Source organism: Ornithinibacillus jepli, assembly GCF_047228935.1.
Lineage (GTDB): Bacteria > Bacillota > Bacilli > Bacillales > Amphibacillaceae > Ornithinibacillus.
Genome location: NZ_JBFEGG010000003.1, coordinates 67,509 through 80,527 on the forward strand (window position 1 = coordinate 67,509; position 13,019 = coordinate 80,527).

Here is a 13,019-nt window from a genome sequence, read left to right on the forward strand (position 1 = left end):
GGGTTTTGCTGATGAGATTTAATGTAGGTATCATCGGATGTGGCTCCATTACAAGGTATCGCCACGCTCCTGAATATAAAGCAAATCCACATGTAGAGAAAATAGTTTTCTATGATCGTAATATTGAGCGTGCAAAGAGTTTAGCATTAGAATTTGATGGTCGGGTTGCAAAAGATTTAGATGAGCTACTAAACGATCCTTCCATCGTTGCAATTAGTGATTGTTCCTCCAATGAAGCCCATCATTTTCACACAACGAAAGCTTTACTAAGCGGAAAGCATGTGTTATGCGAAAAGCCACTAGCAATTAGTGTGGAGCAAGCTGAAGAAATCATCGAAGCAGAGCGTAGGTCAGGTAAAATTTTAATGATTGATCATAACCAACGATTTACAAAGGCTCATACAAAGGCAAAGGAAATTATTGAGAAAAAAGAATTAGGAGACGTACTGACATTTAAGACTACCTTTGGCCATAAGGGGCCAGAGAGTTGGGGTGTGACCAAATCAAACGCCACCTGGTTCTTTAGAAAAGAACGTTCTCATTCCGGTGTTGCTGGGGACTTAGGTATACATAAAATTGATCTCATCCATTGGCTACTGGATGATGAGATTGAGGATGTAAAAGCTTTTTACGGTGCACTTGATAAAGTGGATGAGAATAGGAATCCGATTGAGGTACCAGATAATGCAGTTTGTGCATTCAAAACGAGAAAGGGCAGGCTCGGTACCGCATCCTTTTCGTGGACATATTACGGAGCGGAGGATAATTCAACTACCATATACTGCCAAAAAGGATTACTCAAAATCTATCACGATCCAGATGCACAACTAATTATAGAAATGCATGATGGCTCAGTTGTGAAATATGAGCTTGAACAACTACAAACAAATGATAACCAAACAAGCACGGGAGTTATTGATGCGTTTATTGATTGTATTGTACATGATAAAGATTCCCTCGTCACTGGTCGAGAGGCAATAGCTTCTTTGAAAGTGATTGAAAAAATACTCCAGGGATGACTTTGATAGGTTTTCCTTTGATTCAATCGACCAAATAATAGATTGAAAGAGTGGATGCTAATGCAAAGAGTGGGGCTTGTTGGATTAGGTTTTATTGGAAAGAGCCATTTAGAAGCATATAATCATATTCCAAATGTTGAGGTTACCGCTATTTATACAAAAAGTAGAAATGATGAGGAAGCGTTATCTTCTTATAACTTTGTTTCGGATTATGAAGGCTTACTAAGCGATGATCAGATTGATGTTGTGGATATATGCATACCTACTTATTTACATGAAGAATTCATACTAAAAGCCGCTAAAGCAAAGAAACATATAATCTGCGAGAAGCCTTTAACTCTTTCAAGGGCAAGTGCACATAGGATATATGAAGAAGTTCAGAAGGCTGGTGTACGATTATTTGTAGGGCAGGTACTCAGGTTTTGGCCTGAGTATAGCGCAATAAAGGCATATAGTGAAACGAAAAAACTTGGAAGTATTGACATAGTTCATGCACAGCGGTTAGGACAATTACCATCTTGGAGTGAGTGGTTCCAGCAACCGGATAAAAGTGGAGGTGCATTGTTTGACCTGCATTTACATGATATTGATTTTGTATATTACTTACTTGGAAAAGTGGATGAAGTATATGCAGTAGGAACACAAAATCAATACGGTGCATGGAGCCACATAATGACAACGCTTTCTTTTCAGAATGGTGCAAAAGCATTCGTAGAGGCATCTCATCGTATGACAAAGGGTTATCCCTTTACAATGGGATTCCGGATGCAAAATCAAGAAGATACATTAGATTTTCAGTTAAAGGCTGGAGAAAATATCGAAAGCATTAATAATAGCCATTTTCTCCTGTATGAAAAAAAACAAATTACAGAAGTGGAAATAAAACAAACCGATGCGTTTCAAGAAGAGCTTAGTTATTTTATTGATTGTATTGATCATAATCAAAAAAATACAGTCGTTCCGATTTCGGACATTTTATATGTGTTAGAGATTCTAGAAGCAATTGAGAAATCACTTAATACAGGTCAAGTAGTAAAGATTTGATTACTATTGGTTTCATATTTTTTTACTATAATTTTAAAAAATTGAGGGGGTTTATGAAATGAGGAAGTTTGTTAAAGTATTTATTTTAGTTGTGTTATTCATGGTACCGATACTTGCAGCCTGTGGGTCAGGTAGTAGTGGCTCAGGGGAAAAGTACAAAGTAGGAATTCTTGCCCCAGCAGTAACACATGGTTGGGTAGCAGCGGTTGCATACCATGCTGAAAACCGTGCCAAGGAGCTATCTGACGAGATTGATTATCAAATTTATACAAGTAGTAATGAGTCGGAAATGACTTCACAGCTAGATGATCTTATTACATGGGGTGCAGATGCGATTGTAGCTTTCCCGCAATGGGAAGGAATGGAAGTGCCGATTCAACGTGCTTTGGACGAAGGCATTAAAGTAGTAAACTTCGATATTGTGATTGATGTTGATGGAGTATATCGTGTTGCAGGTGATAATTATGATATGGGTGTTCAAGGTGCCAATTACATCGTGGATAAAATTGGTACGGAAGGTGAAGTAGTTATTTTAGAAGTACCTACATCAGGATCTGTATCCGAGCTAAGAACAGCAGGATTCGTTGAAACAATCGAGGAAATTGCTCCAGAAATGAATCTACATTCTTATGCAACACAATTTACTAGAGAAGACGGATTGAAGGATTTTGCGGATATTTTAACTAGTCTAAATCATATTGATGCAGTTTATTCCTTAGATGATGAAACATCTATTGGCGTATTACAAGCTATCGATGAAGCAGGAAGAACAGATATAAAAGTTGTAACTGGTGGTGGCGGTATGCAAGAATACTTCAACATGATGCCAGAAAATGAGGATATTTGGATTCAGTCTGCACTTTATAGTCCTGCAATGGTAAAGGATGCTGTGGATACAGCGGTTAAAATTCTTAAAGGTGAAGATGTAGAGATGGAGACTATTATTCCTACTACTGTGGTGGATAGGGAGAATTATGAAGAATTTTTAGATGCTGAATCTCCATATTAAGGATTATAACTTAAAGAGGGTTATGGCATTGCTATAGCCCTCCTTTTCTAAAAAAGTTTATAAAAATCCATTTATAAAAAAGATGGAAGTGATTGCATGAAAATTGAGATGAAACATATATACAAGTCCTTTGGAAGTAATGATGTACTAAAGGATGTATCTTTCTCTCTTGAGGGTGGAGATATTTGTGCTTTACTCGGAGAAAATGGTGCTGGAAAATCCACATTAATGAATATTCTCGGTGGTGTAATTCCAATGGATTCTGGTTCAATTCTAGTTGACGGGGAAGTGGTGAACTTTGCCAATCCAGTAGATTCAATGGAATCAGGTATTGCTTTTATTCATCAAGAATTAAACCTAATAAATGATTTGCCTATCTATGAAAATATGTTCCTCGGTCGGGAGCTTAAATCGAAAAGAGGAAGCCTAGACCTGAAGCAAATGTATGACCAAACTAATGAAATGTTTAAAAAAATGAATGTGGATTTGGATCCAGCAAAGATGGTCGGGGAGCTTGATGCTTCTTATAAGCAGATCGTTGAAATCTGCAGGGCAATGATGATGAATGCCTCTATCATTATCATGGATGAGCCAACGACATCTTTAACAGACTCAGAGATTGAACGAGTTTTCGGGATGATGAGGACGCTTGTGGATCACAATGTTGGTATTATTTTTATTTCTCATAAATTAAATGAAGTATTGGAAATTTGTAATCAATATGTTGTCTTGCGAGATGGAAAACTTGTATCAGAAGGAAATGTAGCTAATGTAACCAAAAAAGATTTGGCAAGTTTCATGGTAGGTTTTGATGTTAGGACAGAATCTTTACGCAGGAACAAAGATAAAGAAGCTATTGGAAGAGAAGTTTTACGAGTAGATGGGTTAACAAATGCACAGCATTTTCGGGATATAAGCTTCTCGGTTCACGCTGGTGAAATAGTAGGGATTACAGGACTTTTAGGTGATGGTAGAAGTGAGCTCTTTCAGGCGATTTTTGGTGCAGATAAGTATCAATCTGGAAAAATTTACTTAAATGAAAAAGAAGTTGCGATAAATACGACATATCAGGCGATTAAAGAAGGAATCGCTTATTTACCCCGGAATCGGAAAGAGAATGCCATTATTAAGGATATGGATATTCTTGAAAATGCCTCTATTGCAACCTGGCCAATGTTTGCAAAACGAGGTGTTATAAATCGAGTAAAACATAAACAAGTATTCGAGGGACATCGAGATGCGCTTAGAATTAAAATGGATCAATTAACCGATAGTATTACAAGTCTTTCCGGGGGCAATCAACAGAAGGTAGTATTATCCAAATGGTTAGCTGCAAGTCCTAAGGTGCTTATTTTAGATAACCCGACTCAAGGTGTGGATGTAGGGGCTAAGGAAGACATTTACGATATTATTCTAAAGTTAGCGGAAGAAGATATAGCTGTAATTGTTTTGTCTAGTGAAGCACAAGAAATTATCCGGGTATGTGACCGAGCACTCGTTATGTATCATGGAGTAATTCAAGGGGAACTCACCGAGGAAGAAATGAGTGAACATTCGATAATGCGGCTAGCTACAGGTGGAAGGCTGGATGAAGAAAAGGGGGTATATCAGAAATGAAACCAGAAATGGAGCCTAAGGTAGTAAATTCAAGTGAGATAGTAGAAAAAAAGACATTCATTGGATGGTTTAAACGGAAATGGAAAAACGATCCGTTATTTAGTATTCTTATTGCCCTTATCATTATGGTTATCTTACAAACGTTAACACTTGGGTTTGACTATGGTTCTTTCGGTGAATGGTTCCAAGCTTGGACAAATAACTGGATCAATATTTTGCGAAATAATGCAGGGATAGGGATTGTTGCGTTAGGAATGACTTTTGTCATTATGACCGGGGGTATTGATTTATCCGTTGGTTCTACTTTAGTTATTACAGGTGCATTCACTATGTATCTTCTTGATACCGGTGCACAAGGGATTCTAGGGAGTGTAGGTGTAACCGGAGTTCCTGCAATTATTCTTACTGTGTTATTAGTAATGGCCTTTGGTTATTTGTTAGGTTCCCTTATAGGGGTAACCATTACAAAGGGAATGGTGCCACCGTTTATTGCAACCCTAGGTGCTATGATGATTTTCCGGAGTGTCACACAGCATTTTGCCCAGGGCTATAACACAACTGTTCCAACGGAGTTTTTACAGATTTCTAGCTTTAAAATCGGTAACTATATGATTATGCCAATTATCTACTGGATTATTATAGCGGCAATTCTTTACTATGTTTCAAAGCGTACGATATTCGGAAGACAGATTATTGCAGTTGGGTCAAATGAACGAGCAGCGAAGCTTTCTGGGGTCAATGTGAATAAAGTAAAGCTTCGGGTATATGGTTTAATGGGGCTATTAGTTTCGATTGCGGCTATTATTCAAGTGTCTCGTATTGGCTCGATGGACTTCTCTAATGCGGGGCGAGGAATGGAAATGGATGCGATTGCTGCTGCGGTAGTTGGTGGAACAAATATGCTTGGTGGTCGTGGATTCATTCTTGGTACAGTTTACGGGATGTTAATTATTGCTGTGATGAATAATTTACTAAACTTATTCGGAGTACCGCCTTTCCTTAGAGAGGCATTTAAAGGTGTTATCGTAATAGTTGCTGTGTTATTGCAACGAAAGCAAAAGACTGCTTAAGTAAGATTTGGGACAGGATAATTTCCTGTTCTTTTTCATTTAGATAATTAATTGTAGTGGAGGTAGTGTAATGGGTAATGTTATTCTTGTAGATTTGAACAGGGTTAACGTAGAAACTAGTGATTTTAAACTAGTTGATTCCGTTGATAGAGTTGGCGCTGAAACAGTACTAATGGATTTGAATTCCTGTACTTTAAGTGAACTGGTTGACCATCGCGTTTATGCTCCAGCTAGCAAACTTGAATTGGAATTGGTTGGGGACATATATGTTTATCATGAGCTTGCTGTGCTGCCGTTTTTTCAAGAAATAAGAGGTCAAATTGAAGAGGATGGCGGGTCGAAAGGTGTGTTTCGATTTAGGCGAGTGTTTGAAAATGTGGAAGCTAGTGCAGTAATTTCTAGTGATCTATGTGTACTCGAATCTATTTTTGATATACCGGAAAATATGGTAATAAAGCGGAGTCGTGAAGGGGTGGAACCGTCCCATATTATTTTAATGATCCACTATAAAGGTGTGATTGCCCATGTTGAATATACGTATCTCAGGAAAGAACTTGTCGAGATAGAGTGGAGTGGTGTAGGGAAGTTGATTGAATTTCATAGTGATGATCTAACACCAATGAAGCCTAAGTTAATGCCACTTCAATATCGTGTAGATTCTATTATAAAAAATGCTAAGGAGATAGATTCCGTTATAGACACATTTATGAAATATCAAAGGCTGATAGGAGGCGAGGGGAAATGAGAATTGGAATCATGAGTTTTGCTCATATGCACGCCTACAGTTATGCCGATTGCATTGGTAAACTTACGAATGTAGATTTCGTTGGGATATTTGATGATAACGTCATTCGCGGGAAGGAAGCGGCAGATCACTATAATACAAAATATTACGTTGATCAGAATGATTTTCTATCGCTGGATATGGATGCAGTCATTATTTGCAGTGAAAACAACCGTCATAAAGAGATGGTGCTAAGTGCTGCAAATGCTGGTAAACATATTTTATGTGAAAAGCCTATTGCTACTAATCTTGCTGATGCGAAAGAGATGATAACGGCATGTGAAGATAACGGCGTCATTTTGCAAATTGCTTTTCCTGTGAGGTTTAGTGAGCCAATTATGCGTTTGAAAACGTTAATCGATCGTGGAGAGTTAGGGGAGATTGTCGCGTTTCGCACCACAAATCGGGGCCAGAATCCAGGAGGTTGGTTTGTTGATGCAAACATAAGTGGTGGGGGAGCGGTGTTAGACCATACGGTCCATATGGTCGATATTATGCGCTGGTTCTTAGGGAAAGAAGTTGTAGAGGTTAATGCACTAATAGATACGTTTTTTGGTGCTGGTGAAATTGATGATGCTTGTTTGCTAACTTTGGAATTTGAAAATGGTGTGATTGCCTCCCATGATGCCAGCTGGTCGAGACCTCATGTATATCCAATTTGGGGTGATGCAACTATTGAAGTTATCGGGACAAAACAATCAGCTAGTGCGAGTGCCTTTGGAGAATACTTCCGTATGTATAGGAGTGTTGATAAACCATTAACACATGTTTTGTATGGAACGGATATGGACTTATCCTTAATAAAGGATTTTGTGAACTGTATAGAAAGTGGTAAAGAGCCATCGATATCTGGCTATGACGGCTTGAAAGCGTTGGAGGTTGCGCTTTTGGCTTATGAATCTAGTAGAAGTGGGGCGTGAGTTAGGCTATAAGTAATAGGTTCTATTGGGCAAGGTTACAACTCGAGAAGTATAAAGTGTCTAATAGAAACGTTATATTAGACAAAAGAAAAAAATAAGTTTTAGAGTTGTCTAATAAAAGCCTTCAATCAGACAATATTAAAAAAAGAGTGTGAATTTGTCCAATAGAGGGATTCACTTGCACTAAAAACATAGATTATCATAGGATTTGTCCAATAAAATAGTCAGTTCCAACTCAAAAAAAGTGGAACTGACTATAATAAATACCATTTACGTATTTAAATAGCTCCAAGCATACTGAGCATACAACTCTGCCCCAATTACTAGAGCATCTTCATCGATATTGAATTTGCCATGGTGATGAGCCCACTCGGTATCTTTTTCAGGGTTCCCGCTACCAACTAGTGCAAAGCAACCAGGAGCTTTTTCGAAATAATCACTGAAGTCCTCACCACCCATGGTTGGCTTTTCATGATATACGGCATTTGTACCAAATGCCTCTGTTATAACATTTTGAGCTAACAGAGCACTATCTTCATCGTTAATAACCGCTTGTGTTCCTCGAGTATATTCTAATTTGGCAGTTGCTCCATAGAGAGCAGCGACTTGGTTTGCATAATGTTTAAGTTGTGCTTCAATATGGTCACGTACCTTTGGATCAAAACAACGGACTGTTCCTTCGATTTCTGCGTTTTCAGCAATAACATTGAAACGTGTACCAACAATCATCTTTCCAATCGTTAACACTGCCGGCTGTTGTGTGTCAATCGTTCTAGATACAATGCTTTGGGCATTCATCACAAACGAAGAAGCGACAACAGCGGTATCCACACAATCATGAGGAAGTGCACCATGACCACCTTTTCCTTTGAATGTTACGTTAAATAAATCAGCCGAAGCAAAGGATGGACCTGGTGTACACGACACTTTACCAGTTGGCATTTGGGACCAAATATGAATCCCAAAGACGTTGTCAACATCATCAACTGCTCCTTGCTTGACGAATGCTTTTGCTCCCTCTGCAACTTCTTCTGCAGGCTGGAAAAGTAATCTTACTTTACCAGGTAAAATTGCTTTATTTTCATTTAAAACTTTTGCAGCAATAAGCAACATTGCGGTATGGGCATCATGACCACAAGCATGCATTTTCCCAGGGAATTTAGATGCATAAGGTAAATCTTCATTCAGTTCTTCAACGGAAAGTGCATCCATGTCGCCCCGTAATGCAACAGTCTTACCAGGCTTAGCACCCTCTATTGTTGCTATGACGCCAGTTGGTTCCGCTCTTTGGTAGGAAATCCCTAATTGGTCTAAGTAATCACAAACAAAATTGGTAGTTTGGAATTCTTCCCAAGAAAGTTCAGGTTCATTATGAAGCTTTCTGCGCAGGGCCGTCAGTTCATCACTGTATTTTTGTACGGCTGTTTTTAATACTTGGTTAATCATTTCTTCTCTACCTCCGTTAATTTCTTCGCTGTTTGAAATAGGATGTCAACGGCCTTTGCTATATCACGTGAGTCAGACCACTCTTCAGGGCAGTGACTGAGTCCGTCTTTACTTGGGATAAATATCATCCCTACATCGGTTACATCCGCTAACACCATCGCATCATGCCCAGCACCACTATTAATAGGAAAATAGTCTATATCTAATTCATTACTAGTTTGCTTTAATAGCGAAACGATTTCTTGGTTCATCTTTTTTGGCTTCATATATAATTGCTGGATAGCACTTATGTGAATCCCATCTTTACTATAAGACGCTATTAATCTATTTAATTTTTTTATCACATTTTGGATATGTTCTTCTTTTCCTGAACGAATATCAACGGTGAAAACAGTCTTTTTCGGAATGACATTTGCACCATTTGGAAAAACATGAAGTTTACCAGTCGTGACGACAGTACCTTCTCCTTCCTCGGTTGCAAGAGAAGGGAAACGCGCAATCATGTTGGCAGCAGTTACTAACGCATCTGAACGTCGATCCATTGGTGTTGTACCTGCATGTCCTGCCTGGCCTTCTACTGTTATTTCAAATTGTGTTAACCCAACGATAGTCTCTACTACACCAATTGGAATGTTTTTATCCTCTAAGATTGGCCCTTGCTCAATATGGAGTTCAAGGAATGCTTTCATCGTTTTAGGATCTCTTTTTATCGGAAGTGTTGGATCTAGCCCTATTTTCGTCATCGCTTCCACGGTAGAAATACCGTCATGATCGGTCAGATTTTTAAACTCATCTTCACTAAGTAAACCAGTAATTCCTCTTGATCCCATCAATCCTCCGCCAAATCTAGAGCCTTCTTCTTCAACAAGGGCAATAACTTCTAGCGGATATTTCGGTTTTAGATTATTCTCTGCAAACAACGCGGCTACTTCTAAGCCAGCTACGACCCCTGCAGGTCCATCATAGGAACCACCATTTGGAACAGAATCAAAATGAGATCCGATTAAGACACTTGGGGCGTCTGGGAGAGTTCCATCTAGTTTTCCAAAAATATTCCCGAGACCATCTTCCTGAACGTTTAAACCGTATTCCTTCATTTTTTCTTTTAAATATTCTCTTGCCTTTTTGTCTTCATTGCTATAAGTTAGCCTAGTTGTGCCTTGTCCAGGCGTAGCAGTAAACTTACTTAATGTTTCAATATGTTCTTCAATACGTGCTTGAAGGTTATTCAAATTAATCTCCTCCGATTCTTACAAGAAACTTACGAATATGCCTGCTAGAATAACCGAAACAATAGTTACGGTAATAAATCCTCCAACGAGCATTGGGGGTAGCATGTGGCTTGTGAGTACTTCTTTTTCTTTTTCATCATTTGTTAGTGAATTGATTACTTCATTTGTAATGATATAATCTGCTGGAAATCCATATAGTGCGGTTAAGGAAACAGCAAATGCCATCTCTTTACTAACCTTTAAGAATTTGCCTGCAATAAAGGAGAAAATGTACATCCCGAAGACACCAATCACGATTGCACCAACTAGAGGTAGGATAATTTCCAGCATCATGCTAGGTGTCGCTTGTTTTAATCCATCAAATATAAATAACATCAGACCCATAATCGCAAATCCGAATCCATTAGCTTTTTGTAATACTTGCTTTTCTAAAAATCCGATACTTTTTGCGATAATCCCGAATAATAAGCAAAGTACAAATGGACTGATGGAAACGATAGGAGCTACTAATGTTGAAACTAGATATGCTAGAAAGGCTACTAATGAAAGTCTGAAAAACTTAAAAAATTCCGTGTTATATTTCTCAGGTAAGTTTTTAAAAAGTTTCAGTTTAGGTTCTGTTGTAACCGCTAATTCTTCTGCTGCTTCTACTTGTTCTAAATCGCCACTCCGATATTTTTTTAGTAATCGATTACCTTCTTTTTTCAACATAATAGATGTAATCGGGTATCCGGCAAAACCTTGCATCACGTAGATAACGATAGCAAAAACGGCTAAAGAAGTAAGTCCAGCTGCATTTGCACCATCTGACATAATCAGTGCCGATACAACGCCCCCGACTAAAGGCGGGATAGCAACAATCATCGTTTTAAGTCCAAAGATTAGAGAACCAATTCCGAGTAAAAATACGATAATTCCGACAATTCCGGATAAAGCGATTAAAATAGTTTTCCATTGGGCTTTTAGTTCCTTTAAGGAAAGTAGTGTACCCATGTTCGTAATTAATAAATACATTAGCATCGTGGCCACTACTGATGGAATACCAGCGGTGGAGACAATTTCTTTTGGGAAAAATGTCCAGTAACCAATAAGGAACAGAACAGCACTAATGAACATAGATGGCACCCAAGCCTTCGTTCGAATAGCAACCCAATCCCCGATTAATAGGATTAAAACAACAATAACTAATGCTAGCATTTGGGACATACATACACCTTCTTCTCATTATTTTTCATAATTATTTCGAAACACGAAAAATTATGTTGCTTTTAATAGTAATACTATTTAATTAATATGACAATTCATTTTTTGAATGTAAGGGCTTTTATATAAAAGTTTAATAATTCAGATATTTATCGATAAATGAAAAGGACTGTTCTCTGCTGTAAGATTGTGGTTATACAGAGAAGTCAGTCCCTATTATGTTAGGATTCTCTAGCCTCAAAACTGTCTTTTTTTTCTATCTAATTCAAGAATTACCGACACCATCTGCCCGTGCTGTACTGGAGTTTCACTGATAATCTGTGCACCTCCACGTTCTGCATAATTTTTAATTTCTTCTAACTCCTCCTCACTATACACCGTTCTCCTGATTCTGATTACGGTTGGTCTTTTGATTTGTAAGCTTTTCACGTGCGAAATTTCCCCTCCGTAAGAATTTATTGAGCTTATAGCTCTGTAGGCTTCACGGTTATTTCTATGTGTTTTTTTATTAAAAATCTTATGACTTACAATGTAAAATATCGTTTCTGCCTTCTTGAGTATTAATCAGTGTATGTGTGATCGGCTCATTTCATGAAAGAGAATTTTCATGTCCAAGCTAATATTTATGAGGTTCTATTTAGTGATAGGAAATTCGTATTAATGATAGAATGTAGAATAACAGAGGAGGGACCTCGAAATAGAAAGGGTGTAGCAGATGATTTCTAGTCTAGACGGTAAAGTGGTTTTAAATAATGGTGTGGAAATGCCTGGATTTGGATTAGGAGTTTACAAGGTAGAAGATGGTAACCAGGTGGTCCGGGCTGTTAGAGCTGCTATTGAATCTGGTTACCGCCATATTGATACCGCTTCTTTTTATGACAATGAACGTGGGGTAGGTAAGGCGGTAAGCGAATCTGGAATACCTCGAGAGGAGTTATTTATTACTTCGAAAGTATGGAATGATCAACAAGGCTATGATCTGACTTTGAGAGCATTTGAAGACAGTTTAGAGAAGCTTGGGACAGATTATTTAGACTTATATTTAGTGCACTGGCCAGTTAGTGGAAAGTTTAAGGAGACGTACCGTGCTTTGGAAAAAATATATGAAGATGGAAGAGTTCGTGCGATAGGGGTTAGTAATTTTCATATTCATCATTTAGAAGATTTGCTTGTAGATTGTAATATAAAGCCGGCGGTTAATCAGGTAGAATATCATCCACATTTGACTCAAGTTGAATTAAAAGCCTTTTGTGAGAAGGAAAATATACAAATGGAAGCCTGGTCCCCTTTAAAACGGGGAAGACTACTAGATGAGCCGACATTAAAAGAGATAGGGGAAAAATATGGTAAATCCGTAGCACAAATCATTTTGCGTTGGGATATTCAAAATCAGGTTATCACCATACCGAAATCGATTAAGGAAGAACGAATTCGAGAAAATGCCGACATCTTTGATTTTGAACTAACTAAAGAAGAAATGACGAAGATTGATGGATTAAATATTAATGAAAGATCTGGCTCGAATCCGGATGATTTTTAATGTAGCCTCCCTGTTGATGAAGCAGGGGGCTTTTTGATGTTGATTACCAGAATTTAGGTATATAGAGTGAAAGATTTAAGGTGTATGAGCCTAAAGATAGAAAGAGAGGTTAATAAAGGTAACAGATAGCGGTTT

Annotated in this window: 12 protein-coding genes; 8 read left to right on the forward strand and 4 right to left on the reverse strand. The window is 38.1% G+C overall.

Annotation, left to right across the window (positions count from 1 at the left end; genetic code table 11):
- Positions 1 to 11 precede the first annotated feature (11 nt).
- The 7 genes from AB1K81_RS12190 (at position 12) to AB1K81_RS12220 (ending at position 7,463) form a co-directional block, all read left to right on the forward strand.
- Positions 12 to 1,019, forward strand: coding sequence for a Gfo/Idh/MocA family protein (locus AB1K81_RS12190; RefSeq protein ID WP_412976924.1), 1,008 nt, complete (start codon positions 12 to 14; stop codon positions 1,017 to 1,019).
- Positions 1,020 to 1,079: 60 nt separating this feature from the next.
- The gene (locus tag AB1K81_RS12195; RefSeq protein WP_412976925.1) at positions 1,080 to 2,063 is read left to right on the forward strand and encodes a Gfo/Idh/MocA family protein; all 984 of its coding nucleotides are present in this window, start codon (positions 1,080 to 1,082) and stop codon (positions 2,061 to 2,063) included.
- A gap of 58 nt (positions 2,064 to 2,121) precedes the next feature.
- Positions 2,122 to 3,072, forward strand: coding sequence for an ABC transporter substrate-binding protein (locus AB1K81_RS12200; RefSeq protein WP_412976926.1), 951 nt, complete (start codon positions 2,122 to 2,124; stop codon positions 3,070 to 3,072).
- Between the two features lie 96 nt (positions 3,073 to 3,168).
- A complete protein-coding gene (locus AB1K81_RS12205) occupies positions 3,169 to 4,689 on the forward strand; it encodes a sugar ABC transporter ATP-binding protein (RefSeq protein WP_412976927.1) in 1,521 nt (506 codons plus the stop codon).
- A complete protein-coding gene (locus AB1K81_RS12210; protein ID WP_412976928.1) occupies positions 4,686 to 5,759 on the forward strand; it encodes an ABC transporter permease in 1,074 nt (357 codons plus the stop codon). Before AB1K81_RS12205 ends, AB1K81_RS12210 begins: the two co-directional genes overlap by 4 nt.
- Before the next feature lie 70 nt (positions 5,760 to 5,829).
- The gene (locus AB1K81_RS12215; protein ID WP_412976929.1) at positions 5,830 to 6,504 is read left to right on the forward strand and encodes a hypothetical protein; all 675 of its coding nucleotides are present in this window, start codon (positions 5,830 to 5,832) and stop codon (positions 6,502 to 6,504) included.
- Complete coding sequence (locus AB1K81_RS12220; protein WP_412976930.1) at positions 6,501 to 7,463, forward strand: Gfo/Idh/MocA family protein; 963 nt, start codon at positions 6,501 to 6,503, stop codon at positions 7,461 to 7,463. Before AB1K81_RS12215 ends, AB1K81_RS12220 begins: the two co-directional genes overlap by 4 nt.
- Before the next feature lie 270 nt (positions 7,464 to 7,733).
- Here AB1K81_RS12220 and AB1K81_RS12225 read toward each other — a convergent pair whose 3' ends face one another.
- From AB1K81_RS12225 to AB1K81_RS12240, 4 genes are all read right to left on the reverse strand, one after another.
- Positions 7,734 to 8,909 (reverse strand): amidohydrolase, encoded by a 1,176-nt coding sequence (locus AB1K81_RS12225; protein WP_412976931.1) that lies wholly within the window; start codon positions 8,907 to 8,909, stop codon positions 7,734 to 7,736.
- The gene (locus AB1K81_RS12230; protein ID WP_412976932.1) at positions 8,906 to 10,141 is read right to left on the reverse strand and encodes a Zn-dependent hydrolase; all 1,236 of its coding nucleotides are present in this window, start codon (positions 10,139 to 10,141) and stop codon (positions 8,906 to 8,908) included. The genes AB1K81_RS12225 and AB1K81_RS12230 overlap by 4 nt, the downstream gene beginning before the upstream one ends.
- A gap of 18 nt (positions 10,142 to 10,159) precedes the next feature.
- Entirely contained in the window at positions 10,160 to 11,347 is a 1,188-nt protein-coding gene (locus AB1K81_RS12235; protein ID WP_412976933.1) for a hypothetical protein, read from the reverse strand.
- Positions 11,348 to 11,581: 234 nt separating this feature from the next.
- A complete protein-coding gene (locus AB1K81_RS12240; protein ID WP_412976934.1) occupies positions 11,582 to 11,773 on the reverse strand; it encodes a hypothetical protein in 192 nt (63 codons plus the stop codon).
- 286 nt (positions 11,774 to 12,059) lie between these two features.
- Between AB1K81_RS12240 and AB1K81_RS12245 the strand changes: the two genes are divergently transcribed.
- The gene (locus tag AB1K81_RS12245; protein WP_412976935.1) at positions 12,060 to 12,884 is read left to right on the forward strand and encodes an aldo/keto reductase; all 825 of its coding nucleotides are present in this window, start codon (positions 12,060 to 12,062) and stop codon (positions 12,882 to 12,884) included.
- Positions 12,885 to 13,019: the final 135 nt, after the last annotated feature.